21 protein-coding genes and 1 pseudogene are annotated in these 17720 nt (G+C 51.3%); 21 read left to right on the top strand and 1 reads right to left on the bottom strand.

Translation table 11 applies throughout. The features are described 5' to 3' along the window. Positions 1-189: 189 nt before the first annotated feature. The 12 genes from D3F01_RS03480 to D3F01_RS03425 all read left to right on the top strand — a co-directional run bounded on the left by D3F01_RS03480 (position 190) and on the right by D3F01_RS03425 (position 8915). Positions 190-636: a sigma-70 family RNA polymerase sigma factor gene (locus tag D3F01_RS03480; RefSeq protein ID WP_002602096.1), complete on the top strand. Its 447-nt coding sequence runs from the start codon at positions 190-192 to the stop codon at positions 634-636. Beyond that, complete coding sequence (locus tag D3F01_RS03475) at positions 626-829, top strand: helix-turn-helix domain-containing protein (RefSeq protein ID WP_002602095.1); 204 nt, start codon at positions 626-628, stop codon at positions 827-829. The genes D3F01_RS03480 and D3F01_RS03475 overlap by 11 nt, the downstream gene beginning before the upstream one ends. Before the next feature lie 533 nt (positions 830-1362). Further along, entirely contained in the window at positions 1363-1761 is a 399-nt protein-coding gene (locus tag D3F01_RS03470; RefSeq protein WP_002602094.1) for a plasmid mobilization relaxosome protein MobC, read from the top strand. Beyond that, positions 1733-3355, top strand: coding sequence for a relaxase/mobilization nuclease domain-containing protein (locus D3F01_RS03465; RefSeq protein ID WP_002602093.1), 1623 nt, complete (start codon positions 1733-1735; stop codon positions 3353-3355). The genes D3F01_RS03470 and D3F01_RS03465 overlap by 29 nt, the downstream gene beginning before the upstream one ends. 186 nt (positions 3356-3541) lie before the next feature. Beyond that, complete coding sequence (locus tag D3F01_RS03460; RefSeq protein ID WP_006058351.1) at positions 3542-3733, top strand: hypothetical protein; 192 nt, start codon at positions 3542-3544, stop codon at positions 3731-3733. Further along, the gene (locus D3F01_RS03455) at positions 3723-4481 is read left to right on the top strand and encodes a phage replisome organizer N-terminal domain-containing protein (RefSeq protein ID WP_002605636.1); all 759 of its coding nucleotides are present in this window, start codon (positions 3723-3725) and stop codon (positions 4479-4481) included. Before D3F01_RS03460 ends, D3F01_RS03455 begins: the two co-directional genes overlap by 11 nt. After that, complete coding sequence (locus D3F01_RS03450) at positions 4478-5335, top strand: ATP-binding protein (RefSeq protein ID WP_002605635.1); 858 nt, start codon at positions 4478-4480, stop codon at positions 5333-5335. The genes D3F01_RS03455 and D3F01_RS03450 overlap by 4 nt, the downstream gene beginning before the upstream one ends. Next, positions 5332-5514, top strand: coding sequence for a transposon-encoded TnpW family protein (locus tag D3F01_RS03445; protein ID WP_002605634.1), 183 nt, complete (start codon positions 5332-5334; stop codon positions 5512-5514). Before D3F01_RS03450 ends, D3F01_RS03445 begins: the two co-directional genes overlap by 4 nt. Positions 5515-5614: 100 nt before the next feature. Beyond that, entirely contained in the window at positions 5615-7225 is a 1611-nt protein-coding gene (locus tag D3F01_RS03440; RefSeq protein WP_002605633.1) for a recombinase family protein, read from the top strand. A 193-nt stretch (positions 7226-7418) separates the two neighbouring features. Then, entirely contained in the window at positions 7419-7697 is a 279-nt protein-coding gene (locus D3F01_RS03435) for a helix-turn-helix transcriptional regulator (RefSeq protein ID WP_006859267.1), read from the top strand. Between the two features lie 221 nt (positions 7698-7918). Further along, a complete protein-coding gene (locus D3F01_RS03430) occupies positions 7919-8446 on the top strand; it encodes a hypothetical protein (RefSeq protein WP_007884079.1) in 528 nt (175 codons plus the stop codon). A 43-nt stretch (positions 8447-8489) separates the two neighbouring features. After that, entirely contained in the window at positions 8490-8915 is a 426-nt protein-coding gene (locus D3F01_RS03425) for a hypothetical protein (RefSeq protein WP_022261510.1), read from the top strand. A gap of 44 nt (positions 8916-8959) precedes the next feature. On the opposite strand, the gene D3F01_RS03420 is transcribed toward D3F01_RS03425, so the two are convergent. Then, the gene (locus D3F01_RS03420; RefSeq protein WP_006859270.1) at positions 8960-9781 is read right to left on the bottom strand and encodes a helix-turn-helix transcriptional regulator; all 822 of its coding nucleotides are present in this window, start codon (positions 9779-9781) and stop codon (positions 8960-8962) included. A 535-nt stretch (positions 9782-10316) separates the two neighbouring features. Here D3F01_RS03420 and D3F01_RS03415 point away from each other — a divergent pair. The 9 genes and pseudogenes from D3F01_RS03415 (at position 10317) to D3F01_RS03375 (ending at position 17645) form a co-directional block, all read left to right on the top strand. Continuing rightward, the gene (locus tag D3F01_RS03415) at positions 10317-10502 is read left to right on the top strand and encodes a hypothetical protein (RefSeq protein ID WP_121056189.1); all 186 of its coding nucleotides are present in this window, start codon (positions 10317-10319) and stop codon (positions 10500-10502) included. Next, positions 10503-10835 carry a hypothetical protein gene (locus D3F01_RS03410; RefSeq protein ID WP_006859272.1) on the top strand — a complete coding sequence of 111 codons (333 nt, stop codon included), beginning with the start codon at positions 10503-10505 and terminating at the stop codon, positions 10833-10835. Beyond that, positions 10832-11134: a DUF3847 domain-containing protein gene (locus D3F01_RS03405; RefSeq protein WP_006859273.1), complete on the top strand. Its 303-nt coding sequence runs from the start codon at positions 10832-10834 to the stop codon at positions 11132-11134. Before D3F01_RS03410 ends, D3F01_RS03405 begins: the two co-directional genes overlap by 4 nt. 287 nt (positions 11135-11421) lie before the next feature. Then, positions 11422-11781 carry an SdpI family protein gene (locus D3F01_RS03400; RefSeq protein WP_006859274.1) on the top strand — a complete coding sequence of 120 codons (360 nt, stop codon included), beginning with the start codon at positions 11422-11424 and terminating at the stop codon, positions 11779-11781. Between the two features lie 152 nt (positions 11782-11933). Then, positions 11934-13523 carry a MobQ family relaxase gene (gene mobQ / locus D3F01_RS03395; protein ID WP_006859284.1) on the top strand — a complete coding sequence of 530 codons (1590 nt, stop codon included), beginning with the start codon at positions 11934-11936 and terminating at the stop codon, positions 13521-13523. Between the two features lie 64 nt (positions 13524-13587). Beyond that, a complete protein-coding gene (locus D3F01_RS03390) occupies positions 13588-14229 on the top strand; it encodes a CHC2 zinc finger domain-containing protein (RefSeq protein WP_014081132.1) in 642 nt (213 codons plus the stop codon). A gap of 13 nt (positions 14230-14242) precedes the next feature. Beyond that, positions 14243-15535 carry a virulence-associated E family protein gene (locus tag D3F01_RS03385; RefSeq protein WP_007884071.1) on the top strand — a complete coding sequence of 431 codons (1293 nt, stop codon included), beginning with the start codon at positions 14243-14245 and terminating at the stop codon, positions 15533-15535. Positions 15536-15777: 242 nt separating this feature from the next. Then, a complete protein-coding gene (locus tag D3F01_RS03380) occupies positions 15778-15975 on the top strand; it encodes a hypothetical protein (protein ID WP_006858666.1) in 198 nt (65 codons plus the stop codon). A gap of 6 nt (positions 15976-15981) precedes the next feature. After that, positions 15982-17645 (top strand): annotated as a pseudogene (locus D3F01_RS03375) (recombinase family protein). Positions 17646-17720 lie beyond the last annotated feature (75 nt).

The raw sequence follows: 17720 nt of genomic DNA, 5'->3' as shown, positions 1-17720 counted from the left end.
ATAAATAGCAAACCCGGCCGAGCCAGTCAACGGTCAAGATGAACGGGCTTCGCCCGCCGTTGACAGCCCCGCCCGGTTTTGCAGTTAGGCAGTCAAGGAGCGACAGCCTAAAGTGCTGCCGCCCCTTACTATCATAAAAAGCAACTACTAACCAGCCACAGCCCTTTTGGGAGGAAAGGGGGATTTTCCATGACCTGTACAGAAGAATATCGGGAACATATCGAGTACACTTTCCATGCCTTTTGCAAAGTCGTTATCCGAAATGCAACGATCAACGCAGCGAGGACACGGAGCAGGAAGCACAAAAGAGAAATATCCCTTGAATACCTCACAGACGAAAAGCACTACCCTTTAGGCACGACAGATGAATATTTCCAAGCCCCGGAGCCGGACGAGGAATACATACTTACCCTTTGCGGCGATACGGTCATTTTCAGCAGCGGTTTACTTGCGGAAGCCCTGTCACGGCTGGACGAACGGGAGCGGGAAATGATTTACCTGTCCTTTTTCAAGCGTATTCCACAGCACGAAATTGGCAGACAGTACGGGCGCAGCCGCAGCACAGCGGGCTACCATATCCGAAAAGCCCTACGGCAGCTCCAAGCGGAAATGGAGGGAATGGCATATGAGAAATAATAGGCTTCTCCCCTATGAAACAATCGTCCAAGCCGCCAGCGGGGAGCCGGAAGCGGTGGGAACTGTATTGCAGTATTACCGCCGCCGCATACAATGTGCCGCCCGTGTGAATGGACGGGTAGACCAAGATACAGAGGATTACATCACCCAGACGCTTCTCACAGCTATTTTCAAGTTCCGCTTTGGGAGATAGCCCTACCGCCTACAACTGAATAACCGCCGCTTCGCCGGCAACCAGAAAGCAGTAAATCTATTCAACAGATTTGCTGCTTTTTTTCGTTCCTGTTTGGCATTTTTGAAAATCCCCAGTATGAAAAAACAAAAGGGAAAATAGCCGCCGCAGTTGGCAAAATCCCTTACTTATCCGTAGAGGGTATCAAAGAAAAAAATACTGCCATTGTCCGCCTATTCCGGCTTGCGTGGTGTTGTAGGGAATAGAGGGGAAATTCTAAAAATCTCCGTCCATTTTGCTTTGCGTGGTGTTGTAGGTAGTGAAAGGAAAATTTTCAAGATAAGCCGGAATAGCGGGTAGCAAAGCCCTTTTGAAACGTTTTGTTAGCGGAAAGGACGGGAGCCGGGGAACGCCGGAGTTTTTCAGAGCAAGATTCTACCGAGGTGCCAAAATTCGCTCTCCGCTTATTTTTGCCCCTGCGGGAATCTTGTTGGGGAGTGCCTTCCCCAAACCCTGCTATGCGCCCTGTCGGGCGAGAAAGGAGGTCACAGACCATGCGAAAGAAATACAATACGCCCCACCGCCGTCATGTGGTAAAGACCCGCATGACCGATGAAGAATACGCCGACTTCACCGGGCGGCTGGCGGCTTATGAAATCAGCCAGTCCGAGTTTATCCGGCAAGCCATACGGAAAGCGACCATACGCCCCATTGTCACCGTTTCCCCGGTCAATGACGGGCTGCTTGCCGCCCTCTCCAAGCTCACGGCAGAGTACGGGAAAATCGGCGGCAACTTAAACCAGATTGCCCGGAGCCTGAACGAATACGGAAGCCCCTACCGGGGGCTGGAAAAGGAAGTGCGGGGAGCCGCCGCCGACCTTGCCGCCTTGAAGTTTGAAGTCTTGCAGAAAGTAGGTGAAGCCGTTGGCGATACTCAAACATATCAGCTCTAAAAATGCCAACTACGGGGACGCTGAAAAATACCTCACATTCGAGCATGACGAGTTTACCATGAAGCCCACCCTTGACGCAGACGGGCGGCTCATACCGAGGGTAGACTACCGCATATCCTCTCTGAATTGTGGCGGGGAGGATTTTGCCGTTGCCTGTATGCGCTCCAATCTCCGCTACGGCAAGAACCAGAAACGGGAGGACGTAAAGAGCCACCACTACATCATCAGCTTTGACCCACGGGACGGCCCGGACAACGGCTTGACCGTTGATCGGGCGCAGGAGCTGGGCGAGAAGTTCTGCGCCGAGCATTTCCCCGGACACCAGGCCCTTGTCTGCACCCACCCGGACGGACACAGCCACACCGAAAATATCCATGTGCATATCGTCATTAACAGTCTGCGGATTGCGGAGGTTCCCATGCTGCCCCACATGGACAGGCCAGCGGACAGGAAAGCAGGCTGCAAGCACCGCTGTACGGACGCAGCTATGAACTATCTGAAAGCCGAAGTCATGGAGATGTGCCACAGCGAGGGGCTTTACCAGATAGACCTTTTGAACGGCAGCAAAGAACGCATTACCGAGCGTGAGTATTGGGCGCAGAAGAAAGGACAGGCTGCCCTTGACAGAGCCAACGCCCCTATTGCTGCGGACGGTATCGCGCCCCGGCAGACCAAGTTTGAAACGGATAAGGCGAAGCTGCGCCGGACTATCCGGGAAGCCCTTGCCGCTGCTTCCGGCTTTGATGAGTTTGCCGCCCTGCTTCTCCGGCATGGTGTGACCGTCAAGGAGAGCCGGGGGCGGCTAAGTTACCTCACGCCGGACAGGACGAAGCCAATTACCGCCCGGAAGCTGGGGGACGATTTTGACCGGGCTGCTGTCCTCTCCGTTTTGGAGCAGAACGCCGCCAGAGCCGCCGAAAAACCCGCAGCCATAGCGGAATACCCCGGCAGTATCAAAGACCGCTTACGGACGAAAAAAGAAGCGAAAAACGCCCCGAACAATGACGCTGTACAGCGCATGGTAGACATAGCCGCCAAGCGAGCCGAGGGGAAAGGACGGGGCTATGAGAAGTGGGCGACCATGCACAACCTCAAACAGATGTCGGCTACCCTCATGCTCTACCAGCAGTATGGCTTTTCTTCCCCGGACGAGCTGGACGCTGCCATTTCCGCAGCCAACACCGCCACGCAGGAGAGCCTTGCCGGACTGAAAGGGCTGGAAGCCGCTATCCGGGAGAAAAAGGAATTGCAGCGCAACCTTTTGGGCTATATCGGCACGAAGCCCGCCCGTGACGGTCTGAAAGCGCAGAAATCGGAGAAAGCCCGGAGAGCCTACCGGGAACAGCACGAAAGCGATTTTATCATAGCGGACACAGCCGCCCGTTATTTCCGGGAGCATGGAATAACCAAGCTGCCAGCCAGCAAAGCCCTGCAAAGGGAGATTGAGCAGCTTACCGTCCAGAAGAACGCCGGATATAACGACTACCGGGAGAAACGCCAGCGGGCGCAGGAGCTTCAGACAGTCAGACGCAATATCGACCAGATTTTAAGGGGCGCACCGAGCCAGCAGAAAAAGCGTGAACAGGAGCGTTAAAGACCGCCCCGAAATGATACCGAAACCCTACAAAAATACAGGTATGATATGAACCCTTACCGCAATACTCCCCGACTTCCAAACGGGGCTTACAGGGCAGAAAAAGCCCGAAAATGATACCGAGAACATACAGAAAATGCCCCCTATCCCGCTACACCGATAGGAACGGCAGAAAGGAGCTTACCATTGCCGAGAATGAGCAAGAAGCGGCGGCTGGAATGGTCTTTCTTCCTCAACCACCGCAACCGTATCACTTACAACGACCTATGCCGGGGCTGCACCCGTGACTGCAAACAGAGCTTCCGGGCGGTTATCATACTATGCCCTCGCTATTATTCCAAACGCTGGAAAAAGGAGGACGCAGCCTATGGCAGATAACCGCAAATATTACTACCTCAAGCTGAAAGAGAGCTATTTTGACGATGATGCAATCGTTCTGCTGGAAAGTATGCAGGACGGCGTTATCTATTCCAACATTCTCTTGAAGCTGTACTTGAAATCGCTGAAAAACGGCGGGAAATTGCAGCTTGACGAGAATATCCCCTACACCGCCCAGATGATTGCGACCATTACCCGCCAGCAGGTAGGTACCGTAGAGAGAGCTTTGAAAATCTTTATGAAGCTGGGGCTTGTGGAGCCTTTGCCAAGCGGCGCACTCTACATGAGCAACATTGAGCTTTTAATCGGCCAGTCCTCTACCGAGGGGGAGCGCAAGCGCAGGGCGCGGCTGGCTTTGCAGGAACAAAAAGCCCTGCCGCAGACAGGGGCGGACAAATGTCCACCATATCGAGCGGACATTTGTCCACCAGAGATAGAGATAGAGAAAGAGATAGATATAGAAATAGAAAAAGAGAGAGAGTTAGAAACGGGACACCCCGCCCCCGCCGCCTATGGCAGATACCACAATGTCATTCTTTCCGATACGGAGCTTGACGGGCTGAAAACAGAGCTTCCCGGCAAGTGGGAGTATTACATTGACCGCCTATCCTGCCATATCGCTTCCAGCGGGAGGAAATACAAGAGCCATGCAGCCACGATTTTCAAGTGGGCGCAGGAGGACGCAGCCAAGAAAGCCCCGAAAAAGGGCATACCCGATTATACCTGTAAGGAGGGCGAGAGCTTATGACGAATGGATTTGATGAAATGATTTTGAATATGACCGACACCACGCCGGAGCCGGAGGACTACACCGGCGAGGACGGGCTTTTATACTGCGGGAAGTGCCACAAGCCCAAAGAGGGCTATTTCCCCAAAGAAACCGCCGCATGGCTGGGGCGTGACCGCCACCCGGCAGAATGTGACTGCCAGCGGGCAGAGCGTGAGGAACGGGAAGCCGCAGAGAAACAGCGCAGTCACCTTGAAACTGTCGAGCGGTTGAAGCGGCGGGGCTTTACAGACCCGGCTATGCAGGGCTGGACGTTTGAGAACGACAACGGCAAGTGCCCGCAAATGGAACACGCCCATTTCTATGTGGAGAACTGGGAAACCATGAAAGAGCGCAACATTGGCTATCTGCTATGGGGCGGCGTTGGCACAGGCAAGAGCTATTTTGCGGGCTGTATCGCAAATGCCCTTATGGAGCGTGAAATCCCCGTGTGCATGACAAACTTTGCATTGATATTGGGTGACCTTGCCGCCAGCTTTGAGGGCAGGAATGAATATATCTCCCGACTTTGCAGCTTCCCGCTGCTTATCCTTGACGATTTTGGAATGGAACGGGGAACGGAATACGGCTTAGAGCAGGTCTACAACGTGATTGACAGCCGTTACCGCAGCGGCAGGCCGCTGATCGTCACGACTAATCTCACGCTGGAGGACTTGCAGCACCCGGAGGACACCGCCCACGCCCGCATTTATGACCGTCTGATTGAAATGTGTTCTCCTGTCCGCTTTACCGGGAGCAACTTCCGAAAAGCCACGGCGCAGGAGAAAATGGGACAACTGAAAAAGCTGATGAACAGAAAGGAGAGCCGCCTATGACCAACACCCCAAAGAATGACCGCAGCACCCGCCGCCCGGATTGCGTGACGGAAATCCGCATAGGTAATTCTGTCCTTGTCGTTTCCGGCTATTTCAAGCAGGACACCACCGCCACCGCCGCCGATAAAATGCTGAAAGTGCTGGAAGCGGAAGCTGCTACACAAAAATCGGCAATTTGACGGGACGTAAAGAAGCAGAAAGGACTGTACAGCCAGCCCCGGCGTGTGGTATGATAGTCATACGGAATAGTGGGGCTGGCTGTCGGAAATGGAGGACACTATGTTAAGACAGACCACCCGAAACCTTATTACCGCCCTTTATCCGAGATTATCCCACGAGGACGAGCTGCAAGGTGAGAGCAATTCTATTTCAAACCAGAAGCGTATTCTTGAAACCTATGCGAAGCAGAACGGCTTTTCCAATCTGCAATGGTACACAGATGACGGTTATTCTGGGGCGAACTTCCAAAGACCCGGTTTTCAAGCCATGCTTGCGGACATTGAAGCCGGAAAAGTCGGCACCGTTATCGTCAAGGATATGTCACGGTTAGGGCGAAACTATCTGCAAGTGGGAATGTATACGGAAATGATTTTCCCACAGAAAGGCGTCCGCTTTATCGCTATCAATGACGGAGTGGACAGCGCACAGGGCGACAATGATTTTGCCCCTCTGCGGAACATTTTTAACGAATGGCTGGTGAGAGATACGAGCAAGAAAATCAAAGCAGTAAAACGGTCTAAGGGTATGAGCGGGAAGCCCGTCACGAGCAAACCCGTATACGGCTACTTTATGGACGAGGACGAAAATTTTATCATTGACGGGGAAGCCGCCCCTGTTGTGCGGCAGATTTACAGCTTGTGCCTTGCCGGGAACGGGCCGACCAAGATAGCCCGTATGCTCACAGAGCAGGAGATCCCCACGCCGGGAACGCTGGAATACCGTCGGACGGGAAGCACCCGCCGCTACCACCCCGGCTATGAGTGCAAGTGGGCGACCAATACCGTGGTACATATCCTTGAAAACAGGGAGTACACGGGCTGTCTGGTAAACTTCAAGACGGAGAAGCCGTCCTACAAGACCAAGCACAGCGTAGAGAACCCCATTGAGAAACAGGCGATTTTCGAGAACCACCATGAGCCTATCATTGACACCCAGATGTGGGAGCGTGTGCAGGAGTTACGCAAGCAGCGCAAACGCCCGAACCGCTATGATGAAGTGGGCTTATTCTCCGGCATACTCTTTTGTGCCGACTGCGGCAGCGTCCTTTACCAGCAGCGTTACCAGAACGCCACCCGCAAGCAGGATTGTTATATCTGCGGGAGCTACAAGAAGCGTACCCGTGACTGTACGGCGCACTTTATCCGCACCGACCTGTTGACCGCCGGAGTGACCGACAATCTGCGGAAAGTCACCAGCTATGCAGCGAAGCACGAAGCCCGGTTTATGAAGCTGCTGATCGAGCAGAACGAGGACGGGGGCAAGCGCAGGAACGCCGCAAGGAAAAAGGAGCTGGAAGCCGCCGAGAAGCGTATCAGCGAGTTATCCGCTATCTTCAAGCGGCTGTATGAGGACAGCGTGACCGGGCGCATTTCAGACGAGCGTTTCACGGAGCTGTCGGCAGACTATGAAGCCGAGCAGAAAGAACTGAAAGAGAGAGCCGCCGCTATCCGGGCAGAGCTTTCCAAAGCGCAGGAAGCCACGGTAAACGCAGAAAAGTTTATGAATGTTGTCCGCAAGTACACCAGCTTTGAAGAACTTACCCCTACCCTTTTGCGTGAGTTTGTGGAGAAAATCGTTGTGCATGAGTGCAGCTATGACGAGAACGGCACACGCAGACAGGACATTGATATTTATTACTCTTTCGTTGGCAAGGTAGACCTGCCCGAATGACCGCCCGACCTATCCGGCGCAATGCGCAAACGCCGGATAGGAACGGCAAAATTTTTTACACTTCTACTACTTCTTTATCACACATCAGCAAAGTCCCAGGGCATGAAGCAGCTCATGGCTAATTAGATGTAATAAAAGCGGAGAAAGGAAAAGCACAATCCAGACGGAACCGGCGGTGTAGTCAAGAAATATTGTGGAAACGCAAGATTTCTGCTATAATGGGTATAAAACACTTGACGATGGAAAGAAAGGCGGGAAGCCTATGCACATTAGTTATCAGCCACTATGGAACACACTGAAAGAGCGTGGCATGAGGAAAGAGGATTTGCGGCTTGCCGCCGGTCTTACCACAAATATGATTGCCAACATGGGCAAGGGAAAGAATATCAGCATGGAAACGCTGGTTCGCATTTGTGAAGCCTTGAATTGTGGTATTATGAATGTGATTAAATTAGAACAGGACAATATCTAAAGCGATATAATTTTATATTTGATTCGATTTGCACAAAAAATTAAATTTTAATGGTGTATATTTTCTATTGCACCCAATGTAAATAAGTGCTATCATAAAATAAAACAAGTACATTTGAAACATTTTATGATTTGAGAGTGTGCTTGCAGGTTAGTGGCATATTGCCAATAACTGAATACAAAAAATGTAGGTTCTGGTCATTTTAGAAAGGAGTATTGTTTATGAAAAAATTTAGTAAAAGATTGTTTACCTCGTTGGTAGCGTTTTGTATGCTTTTTTCTGTGAGTGCGGTTCCTGCTTTTGCAGCGGAAACAACAACGGAAATAACGGATACTCAACAGCCGGTAGTCATTGGAGAATATGACGGATACTTAACCGATGTTATGATTTCCGATGGTGTCACCAAAAGAGCAGTCGCTAATGTTCGTATTAACTCTTATGCAACTTATGATGAGGATGATGGGATTCAAGTTCATGTGAAGTTGTATGTACCGTGGTATGAATCTCCAAAACCGGAGTTCACTGGTATGACTGGTACAGTTAATGTGCTTATGAACAAAAAATCCACCAATACGGCATTTGCAGAATTAGCCGACGGTGAAGAAACAATCGAAACTGATGTGGATACTGGAAGAACAGGTAATAGCGGAGATAAGGGAACGGTTTCTGTTTCTGGTGTTGCTACCGCTAATAATGCCTTGGCAGGCGGTGGAGCTTTCGCTATTTCTTACCCTGTGACACTTCCCTAATTAAATGCAAAACAGTTGTGAATTAAGGTTGGTAATAGGTAAAATGAAACGGTTATTGGCAATATGCGTATGTTTTTTTATGTGTGTAGGCTTATGTTCGTGTGATTCTTCCCAAACTCGGTCGGTATCATCATATAACTGGTCTTTAGAATTTATTACTGATTTAGATGGTAATATGTTATTCTCAGGTTCAGTGCATGATGACATACCAGTATTGGATTTGACATTGAGTTTTGAAGAAAAAAGTTTTATCTTAACAGATAACACTCATAAACAAGAATGGACAGGTACATATTCGCTTGAAAAGATTGACAATTCTTCTTCGAAACTCGGATTAACTTTTGAAAATTTAGAGGAGCCTGTTACAGGCGTATATGGAACAAGAGTTTATTCTGATGATTCAGAAAGCGCAACAATTACATTACAAACTGATGAAAATATCCTGTCTTTTGTTGGAGAAGATTCATAAATAAAAACAGCCGCTGTAGGAACAAAATCCTACAACGGCTGTTTTTATTTCCACGGCCTGCGCCGGAAGTTCATACCAGACTGTTTTATCAGCGGGGATTTCTTGAACAGCTTTTTCAAAAGGCTTCGTTCCTCTTGTGAGAGCCGCTTGTATTTGAGCCGGAACGCCTTGCAGAATATCTCCGTGAATTGCTGAACCCTGTCCCCCGGAGATTGCATGGCCTTTTGTACTTCCCGTATAAGTTCATCGGCAGGCGTGGTATCCGGCGCACTTTCGCTGTCATTTTCGTGCGCCTTGCGTATATCATGGAGAATGACGTCCCATGTTTTGTGCGTCACATGGCAGAAAAAATCTTCTTCCTCTATCTGACAGGCTTCCAACACTTTGATTGCCCGGTCTGCCGCAGCTTCGGGGTGTTCTTCCAGTACCATAGCCCGTAAAGCAGCCAGTGAGCTGTTTGTGTCATGGAAGTGCATGGTTGCTATCCCGTCCACATAGATTTCTGCGTCTGCCAGCAATTCCTTAAATTTTTCATGGGAGATAATCTCACACAGCAGCCGGTTATTGAAGCGTTCACTTTTCAGCAGTTCCACGACTTCATCACTCAAATGTAATTCTTCTATCGGGGTGTTTTCATATCTCCGATTATTGGTAAGGCCGAGCAGATAGTCAACCGACACCTGATAGAAGTCTGCCAGCTTCAACAGGCTGCCGTGGTTAATTTCCTTGTATTCGTCGTTGTCGTTTTCATAACTGCCGAGGGCTGATTTTGAAATGCCGGTTTCCTGTGCCAGTTCTTCCAGATTCAAGCCCCGTTCCACCCGTAAATCTTTCAGGCGTTCCTGTACGGAAATGCGGGTTTTCATAAACACATCGCTCCTTCCTGCGGCTGGCTGCCGCTGTTATTCCTTATTATACCATATACCGTTCCGAAATCGTGGAATTTTTCGATTTTGGGGCGGTTTTCCTATTTTATGGACATACGGGAAAGGGTTCAAAAATGAGCTATGATTAAGTCAGTTCATCGATGGATTATTTCCAATCGAATGACCGGCCTGATGGGATATGCTCCCCGGCGATGTAGCGCAACGACCTGCGGCAAGGAAATGGAGGAACCTTGACCGCAGCGAGCGTACCAACGGGAACGAAACGCCGCTGTGAGATTCAGGGGCAGGAACGACAGCAGGACAACCCGGCAGAACTGATACCAAAACGCTACCCAAACACGACAAATCGGCGGGGTGTAGTCTGCCCCGTCCGTAATACTATGGGGCATTTCAAAGCGGCTCTATGGCCGTATTTTCCTTGAAAATCGCCCCGAAACATGACACCAAAAACCTTTATCCGCCTGTTCCCGTTGTTACGGCTGAAATGGGCGGATTTTCTATGATAGGAGGCACTATGCCGAGAATGAGCAAGAAACGGAAGTTGGAGCTTTCCTTCTTCCTCAATGACCGGGGGCGTGTGACCTACAACGACCTGTGCCGGAAGTGCCAGCATAAGTGCAAGCAGAGTTTCCGGGCTGTCGTGATAGACTGCCCCCATTACCTGTCAAAACGAGCCAAGCGAAAGGAGAAAATCAGTTAAATGGAATTTGAATTTATGAGCGCAGACACGGTTCTGCCGCCTTGTATGCCGCTACCCGCCGCAATGCTTCGGCTGCCGATCAGCAGCACAGCAAAAGTCATGTATGCCCGTCTGCTGAACACCACCCTTACGGCAGGGATAGAGGATAGCAACGGCATTTTGTTTGTCCGTTTTCCTATCATGGAATTAGCGGCAGCCCTCTCCCGCAGCCCCGTCACTGTGAAGCGTTCCCTGAAAGAATTGGAGGACATCGGGCTTATCCTGCGGGTGCGCCGGGGTGTGGGAGAACCAAACCGCATTTACACGCTGCTTCCCAAAGGAGGGCTGCCATGATAAATGAGAAGCTGGAAAAGCTGAATCAGGAGATTGCCAAAGGCGAAGCCAGACTGCGGCGGGCGCAGCATGAAGAAAAAATACTGGAACACCAGGTGAAGCAGCTTACCCGGAAGGAACGGACGCACCGGCTCTGTACCAGAGGAGCTATGCTGGAAAGTTTCCTTTTAAGGCCGGAAGTGCTGACAGACGAGGATGTGATGGACATTCTGAAACAGGCATTTTCTCAAAGTGGCATGAAGGAAATAGTTGCAGAAAGCGTGAAAGGGCGGGTAGCCGGGGAATCCCTTACGGAGTAAGGGCGCAACTATACACCGGTCAAGCCGGTGCGTTGCGCCCTGCCGGGGGCTTCCTGCGGAAAGCGGATGATTTTCAGCACCGTTGCGGCTGCTTCCAATCATCACAGGGGACGCTACACTTCCCCTGCGCTGGCTGCGCCAGCTACCCCTTTGTGGACTTGCCGCCCGGGAACACCTTGCGCTGCAAGCTGTTCCCGTCCAGCAAGTTTACAATTTATCTATTCCAAAACAGGACTGCCCGTAGTATAATAAAGCTAATGACGAACACTATCTAAGGAGATGGTTTTATGTATGGATTGATTGCTTTGAATTTCATCATACCCTTTGTTATGGTTTTTGTAGGATATATCTTAAAGAAGCACCCGGTAAAAGATATGACATCCGGTAACGGATACAATACGCCTACATCTCGGAAGTCACAAGAGCATTGGGATTATGCACAAAGCATAGCACCTAATATTTTTATTGGTATTGGCAAAACATTAGGTTTGGTAGAAATCGTTTTGTGTATATCCTTACTTCTTCTTAATATTTCTACACAGACTACCGTATTTGCAGGAGTAGTTGTTGGAATTATTTTTCTGATTTTTGGATTTTATAAAACAGAAACTGGAATTACAAGTAAATTTGCGAACAAAAACTTTTAAGCTATTAGACAGCTTTCCATCATCGAGCCAACCTGACCCGAATCTTCAAAACTGAATACTAATCGCCTACCAGCGACACCACTAAGCAGGAAATCAGAAACGGTTTCCTGCTTTTCTTTTGCCCAAAATCAACCACAGGAAGGAGGAACGCTATGCCCTGTCCACACCATGATATAAAAATAATCCAGCGCAGCAACCACCAGTCAGCCGTTGCGTCTGCCGCCTACCAGAGTGGGGAACGGCTGTTTTCCGAGTACGACCAGAAGCAGAAATACTATTCCCATAAAAGCGAGATTGTCCATACAGAAATCATGCTGCCGCCCCACGCCCCACCAGCGTATGCAGACCGCAATACTTTGTGGAACGCCGCCGAAGCTATCGAGAAGCAATGGAACTCCCAGCTTGCCCGGAGAATCGTGCTTGCCATACCGAGGGAAATCCCCCCGGAACAGCACGCCGACCTTATCCGGGACTACTGCCGGGAGTTTTTTGTTTCTAAAGGCATGATTGCCGATTTTGCCATCCACGACAAAGGGAATGGGAATCCCCACGCCCACATCCTGCTGACCATGCGGGCAATGGACGAAAACGGGAAATGGCTTCCCAAGAGCCGGAAGGTTTATGACCTTGACGAGAACGGCGAGCGTATCCGGCTCCCGTCCGGGAGCTGGAAAAGCCACAAGGAGGATACCGTGGACTGGAACGACCAGAAGTACGGAGAGATCTGGCGGCAGGGCTGGGCGGCTACCGCTAACCGCTATCTGGAAGCCAACGGACGCCCGGAGCGCCTTGACCTTCGTTCCTATGAACGGCAGGGGCTTGATAAAATCCCCACCGTCCATATGGGGCCAGCAGTCAGCCAGATGGAGAAACGAGGGATACAGACCAACATCGGCAACTTGAACCGGGACATCAAAGCCGCCAATTCCCTTATGCAATCTATCCGGCAGATGGTACGCCACCTGAAAGGCTGGATTGCAGACCTGAAGGAGAAAAAAGCCGCCCTGCTGGAAGCCTTGCAGGAATCGAAGGAACCCACCCTGCCGGAGCTGCTGGGGAAATATCTGGATTTGCGCCGGGAGGAACGTACAGGCTGGACAAGCAAAGGCCAGCTTACAGGCAGCGTTGCCGATTTCAACAAGGTTATGGAAGCTATCCGCTATCTGCGGGAAAAGGAGCTGTCCACTGTGCAGAGTTTGGACGCTTATCTGGATACCGTCAGCGGGCAGGCCGTTTCCATCCGGGCAGAGATGAAGCCGAAAGAACAGCGTATGAAAGAAATCAACACCCTGCTTTCCCATATCGCCAACTTTGAAGCCCATAAGCCGGTTCATGTGGAGTATGCTGCCATCCGGTTTAAGAAGCCACGGGAACAGTTTGCCGCCGCCCATCGGGACGAGCTGGACGCCTATAATGCCGCTATCCGTTATTTCAAGGTGCATTTGAAGGAGAAGAAGTACAGCATTAAAAAGCTGAATGAGGAACAGACACAGCTTGCCGGAGAAGTTGCCGGATATAAGGAACGGTTGTCCGCATTACAGGAGGATGTGAAGATTCTCCGGGATGTGCGTCACTGGCTCAATCAGGTTCTTCCGTCTGAACAGTACCGCCAGACCGCCGAGCCGGGAAAGAAACCGTCCATCCAGCAGGCAGTCAAAGGCCGGACGCAGCGTATCCGGGAAGAACAGGCCGAGAAACGGAAGCAGCCCCGCACAGAGAAAAAACAGGATATGGAACTTTAATAGGCGCTTGCTATTTTCTTTTTCGAGAATGACAGGCGCTTTTCTTATTTTCAGGAGGATTTATTTGAATGTATTTAAAGCTGTCAAGCAGTCTGTTACCACCCGGCAGGCTGCGGAGCATTTTGGAATCCGGGTGGGACGAAACGGGATGTGTGTCTGCCCCTTCCATGCTGATAAAAACCCCAGCATGAAGGTTGACCGGCGCTTTCACTGTTTCGGCTGTCAGGCAGACGGGGATGTGATTGACTTTGTTTCCCGTCTGGAAGCTGTCAGTCCGAAGGAAGCCGCCCTCATGCTGGCGCAGGAGTTCTCCATCCCCTATGAGGACAGGGAACCACCCGGCAGGAGAAAACCCAAACCCCGGCAGGAAACCCCGGAACAGCGGTTTTGCCGCATGGAGCGTTACTGCTTCCGGGTGCTGTCCGATTATTACCATCTTCTGCGCCGCTGGAAACGGGACTATGCCCCTAAGATGCCGGAAGAAGCATGGCACCCGCTTTTTGTGGAAGCCTTGCAGAAGCAATCCCATGTGGAATATCTGCTGGATGTGCTGCTCTCCCCGGATATGGAGGAACGGGCAGTCCTTATCGTTGACTATGGAAAGGAAGTGAGCAATCTTGAAAGACGAATGGCAGAGCTTGCCGCCCAAGATACGGCAGGCCGCAGAACAGACCATACAAGAAGCAGCCCCGCCCCGGAGCATTGAGGAAGTAAAGGCCATGCTGGAAAGCACCGAGAAAGGCAGCGTCCGCAACAGTATCCGCAACTGCCTGACCGTCTTTCAGAATGACCCGCTGCTTTCCGGGGCAATCGCAAAAAATCTGCTGACCGAGCGAGTGGACATTGTAAAGCCCATCGGCTACCACCGCATCGGCACCGCCATCACGGACACGGATATGAACTATCTGCTCCTGTATCTGGAAGAAACCTATGGGCTTACCAGTGAGAAAAAGATTACCGCCGCCATCGGGATTGTTGCCAATGAAAACGGCTACCACCCCGTCCGGGACTACCTGAACGGCCTTTCATGGGATGGGCAGGAGCGTATCCGCTATTGCCTGCGCCACTTTCTGGGAGCCGACACCGACCAGTACACCTATGAAGCCCTGCGGCTGTTCCTGCTGGGAGCCATCCACCGGGCATTTTGCCCCGGCTGTAAATTTGAAGTCATGCTCTGTCTGGTGGGCGGTCAGGGAGCCGGGAAATCCACCTTTTTCCGGCTGCTGGCAGTAAAAGACGAGTGGTTTTCCGATGATTTGCGGAAGCTGGATGATGATAACGTGTACCGCAAGCTGCAAGGCCACTGGATTATCGAGATGTCGGAGATGATTGCCACCGCCAATGCCAAGAGCATTGAGGAAATCAAGTCATTTTTAAGCCGACAGAAGGAGGTCTATAAAATCCCATACGAAACCCACCCGGAGGACAGGCTGCGGCAATGTGTGTTCGGCGGCACTTCCAATGCCCTTGACTTCCTGCCCCTTGACCGTTCCGGCAACCGGCGCTTCCTGCCGGTCATGGTGTACCCGGAACAGGCCGAGGTTCACATTTTGGAGGACGAAGCCGCTTCCAGAGCCTATCTTGCACAGGTCTGGGCAGAAGCCATGACGGTTTACCGCAGCGGGGATTTTAAGCTGTCTTTCAGCCCGGAAATGGTGCGCTATCTCAAAGAACACCAGCGGGATTTCATGCCGGAGGACACCAAGGCCGGGATGATACAGGCATACCTTGACCGCTATACCGGCGGCATGGTGTGTTCCAAGCAGCTTTTCAAGGAAGCCCTGAACCACCCCTTTGACGAGCCGAAGCAATGGGAAATCCGGGAAGTCAACGACATCATGAACCATTGCGTGACGGGCTGGAATTACTTTTCCAACCCCCGTGTGTTCCCGGAATACGGCAGGCAAAAGGGCTGGGAGCGTGAAACGAAAGCAACGGACATCAGCAACGGAGCTGAAAAAATCCCGGAAGGATTTGAGGAAGTCACGGAACAGATGGAGCTTCCCTTCTGAAAAATGCAGCCGGTTGCCGACCCTGTTGCACTCCCGTTGCCGAGCCGGTTGCCGGGAAACCCCCCGTAACTGCGGGCTTTTCCCCTTATCAGCAACCAAAACAACAGAAAAATAAAAGAAAATAAAAATAAGAGCCAAACTGCCAGACAGAGATAGTTTTCAGGTTTTTTGAAGCCCGTTGCCGGACTTCGTTGCCGACCTTCTCCTTGTCTGGCTTATTCTATTATGGAGGATAACTGCCTATGGCAAAAACGAAAACAGAGATTCATGTTACCACAGTTTTTGACGGCGAACTGGACGCCACAGACGTCTTTGTGAGCCTGATTGCCCAAAAATATGGGCAGAATACCAGCAAAGAAAATCTTGCGAAAACACAAGATTTAGAGTATAATAAGGATGAGGTTCAGAAGAACCGTGTTCCGTCTGGATTGTGCGGGTAAACGGTTATGATGAACGGATATGAATATACAGACATGGACGCAATACTGGCAGGCAGCTTCCGGGCAGCCATCTATTGCAGGCTTTCCAAAGACGATGACCTTGACGGGGAGAGCGCCAGTATTGCCAACCAGCGGGATATGCTGGAAAAATACTGCGAAAAGCAGGGATGGGAGGTTGTGGCAGTCTATCAGGACGATGGCTACACGGGGCTGAACATGGAGCGCCCCGACCTGAAACGGATGCTCAAAGCCATCGAGCGCAGGCAGATAAACCTTGTCATAACGAAAGATTTATCGAGGTTGGGCAGAAATTATTTGCAGACCGGCACACTCATTGAGGACTTCTTTCCCCGCCACGGCGTCCGCTATATCGCCATGAATGACGGTATCGACACCATGCGGGAGAATAACGACATTGCGCCGTTCAAGAACATCCTCAACGAGATGTACAGCAAGGATATTTCCAAGAAGGTACATTCCTCTTACCTTCTGAAAGCCCAGCAAGGCCAGTTTACCGGCTGTATCGCCCCTTTCGGGTATCAGAAAGACCCGGAGGACAAAAACCATCTGCTGGTGGACGAGGAAACCGCCCCCATTGTCCGGCAAATCTTCCGCTGGGCGCTGGAAGGACACGGCCCGAACTTTATCCGGCGCAGGCTGGAAGAACAGAAGGTGCCTTGCCCTACATGGTGGAACCGGGAACGGGGCTTCCGCAATGTCCGCACTAAATGGGAAAAGAAAGACCCGGTAAACGGGCGGTATATGTGGGATTTTTCGGTAATCAAGGACATCCTGATGAATCCCGTCTATACCGGGGCTATCGCTTCCCAGAAGAAGGACTACCGCTTCAAAATCGGCACCATCGGGAAAAAAAGCCGCAGGACTGGATTGTGGTGGAGGAACGGCATGAGCCGATTGTTGACCGCAAGAGCTTTGACATCGTGCAGGACAAGCTGAAATCCCGGCAGCGTTCCCGCCAGACCGGGGAAATCAGCCTGTTTGCGGGGCTTCTCAAATGTGGCGAGTGTGGGAAATCACTGACTATCCGCTACACCAACGACAAGCACCCGAAGCAGATTTATTCCTGTAAGACCTATAATGCCTATGGGAAACAGCACTGTACCCAGCACCGTGTGGAGTACGAAACCCTTTACCGCCTTGTGCTGAACAAAATCCGGGAATGTGCGAAGGCCGCCCTGATGGACGGGGAAGCTGTTGCCGGACGGCTTACCAACACCTGTGAAGCCGAGCAGAAAGGCCAGCGGGAAGCGTTGGAGCGTTCCCTGACGAAGCACGAGGAACGGATTGAGGTACTGGAAAAAATGGTGCTGCGGCTCTATGAGGACATGGTTGCCGGACGTATCAGCGAAGCAAACTTCAATCTCATGCTGGATAAGACGCAGAAGGAACAGGCTGAACTAAAGGAACGGGTTGAACAGGGGCGCAGGAAGCTGGCTGATGAAATCCGCCTTGCCGTGGACGCCAAGCAATGGGTGGACGCCATTCAGGAATACGCCGACATCACGGAGCTGGACGCTGCCACCCTCAACCGTCTGATTAAAGAAATCGTTGTCCATGAACACATCGACAGCGATAAGACACGACACATTTCTATTGAAATTCATTTTAATCTCAAACCCATCCCGGAGGTGGAACAGGTCACGGCCTGACCTGTTCCCGCCGGGGCGGTTCTAAAAAAATTCCATAAATTTCTTGACACGCCGCCGCCCGCCATCGAGCAGAGT

This window comes from Faecalibacterium sp. BCRC 81149, assembly GCF_022750605.1.
Lineage (GTDB): Bacteria > Bacillota > Clostridia > Oscillospirales > Ruminococcaceae > Faecalibacterium > Faecalibacterium duncaniae.
The sequence above is the reverse complement of the archived record's forward strand: the minus strand, read 5'-3'. Positions and strand labels throughout refer to the sequence as shown.

Excerpts from the sequence above, each read along its gene's own strand:
- D3F01_RS03480 (WP_002602096.1), top strand. The coding sequence starts at position 190 with ATGACCTGTACAGAAGAATATCGGGAACATATCGAGTACACTTTCCAT.
- D3F01_RS03475 (WP_002602095.1), top strand. The coding sequence starts at position 626 with ATGAGAAATAATAGGCTTCTCCCCTATGAAACAATCGTCCAAGCCGCC.
- D3F01_RS03470 (WP_002602094.1), top strand. The coding sequence starts at position 1,363 with ATGCGAAAGAAATACAATACGCCCCACCGCCGTCATGTGGTAAAGACC.
- D3F01_RS03455 (WP_002605636.1), top strand. The coding sequence starts at position 3,723 with ATGGCAGATAACCGCAAATATTACTACCTCAAGCTGAAAGAGAGCTAT.
- D3F01_RS03450 (WP_002605635.1), top strand. The coding sequence starts at position 4,478 with ATGACGAATGGATTTGATGAAATGATTTTGAATATGACCGACACCACG.
- D3F01_RS03445 (WP_002605634.1), top strand. The coding sequence starts at position 5,332 with ATGACCAACACCCCAAAGAATGACCGCAGCACCCGCCGCCCGGATTGC.
- D3F01_RS03440 (WP_002605633.1), top strand. The coding sequence starts at position 5,615 with ATGTTAAGACAGACCACCCGAAACCTTATTACCGCCCTTTATCCGAGA.
- D3F01_RS03430 (WP_007884079.1), top strand. The coding sequence starts at position 7,919 with ATGAAAAAATTTAGTAAAAGATTGTTTACCTCGTTGGTAGCGTTTTGT.
- D3F01_RS03425 (WP_022261510.1), top strand. The coding sequence starts at position 8,490 with ATGAAACGGTTATTGGCAATATGCGTATGTTTTTTTATGTGTGTAGGC.
- D3F01_RS03420 (WP_006859270.1), bottom strand. The coding sequence starts at position 9,781 with ATGAAAACCCGCATTTCCGTACAGGAACGCCTGAAAGATTTACGGGTG.
- D3F01_RS03415 (WP_121056189.1), top strand. The coding sequence starts at position 10,317 with ATGCCGAGAATGAGCAAGAAACGGAAGTTGGAGCTTTCCTTCTTCCTC.
- D3F01_RS03410 (WP_006859272.1), top strand. The coding sequence starts at position 10,503 with ATGGAATTTGAATTTATGAGCGCAGACACGGTTCTGCCGCCTTGTATG.
- D3F01_RS03405 (WP_006859273.1), top strand. The coding sequence starts at position 10,832 with ATGATAAATGAGAAGCTGGAAAAGCTGAATCAGGAGATTGCCAAAGGC.
- D3F01_RS03400 (WP_006859274.1), top strand. The coding sequence starts at position 11,422 with ATGTATGGATTGATTGCTTTGAATTTCATCATACCCTTTGTTATGGTT.
- mobQ (WP_006859284.1), top strand. The coding sequence starts at position 11,934 with ATGCCCTGTCCACACCATGATATAAAAATAATCCAGCGCAGCAACCAC.
- D3F01_RS03385 (WP_007884071.1), top strand. The coding sequence starts at position 14,243 with ATGCTGGAAAGCACCGAGAAAGGCAGCGTCCGCAACAGTATCCGCAAC.
- D3F01_RS03380 (WP_006858666.1), top strand. The coding sequence starts at position 15,778 with ATGGCAAAAACGAAAACAGAGATTCATGTTACCACAGTTTTTGACGGC.